General features: G+C 41.7%; 1 protein-coding gene. It reads left to right on the top strand.

The genetic code is table 11. From position 1 onward, the window contains the following. Positions 1-269: 269 nt before the first annotated feature. Positions 270-681, top strand: a 412-nt coding sequence (locus B879_RS24225) for a reverse transcriptase family protein (protein WP_162136899.1), incomplete at its 3' end; no start/stop codon positions are given.

Here is a 681-nt window from a genome sequence, read left to right on the forward strand (position 1 = left end):
GCTTCGAGTTTTGAAGGAGTTCAAATCTGCCCTAGGTTGGACATTGGCCGATATTAAAGGTATAAGCCCTACAACTTGTATGCATCACATATTTCTTGAGGAGGGGGCCAAACCAACTAGAGAGGCTCAACGCCGTCTTAACACTCCGATGATGGAAGTAGTGAAAAAAGGAGATCATAAAGCTTCTAGATTGTGGAGTTGTCTATCCAATCTCGGATAGTAAGTGGGTTTCGCCCGTTCAATGCGTACCAAAGAAATCCGGAGTGACAGTGGTAGCTAATGCCGAGAATGAACTTGTTCCTCAACATATTCAAACCGGTTGGAAGGTGTGCATTCACTATAGGAAGCTAAACGCCACCACAAGGAAGGACCACTTCCCATTGCCGTTCATTGACCAAATGCTTGAGAGGTTAGCGGGTTATGCTTTCTATTGTTTTCTTGATGGTTATTCTGGTTATAATCAAATTGTCATAGCACCCGAGGACCAAGAAAAAAGCACTTTTACATGCCCTTTTGGTACATTTGCATATCGTCGCATGCCTTTTGGTTTATGTAATGCACCTGCCACATTTCAAAGATGCATGATGAGCATATTTTCGGATTATGTAGAGAAAATAATTGAAGTTTTCATGGATGATTTTAGCGTCTTTGGTGATTCTTTTGATGGTTGCTTGCATAATC

This window comes from Cecembia lonarensis LW9 (assembly GCF_000298295.1).
In the GTDB taxonomy this organism is placed as follows: domain Bacteria; phylum Bacteroidota; class Bacteroidia; order Cytophagales; family Cyclobacteriaceae; genus Cecembia; species Cecembia lonarensis.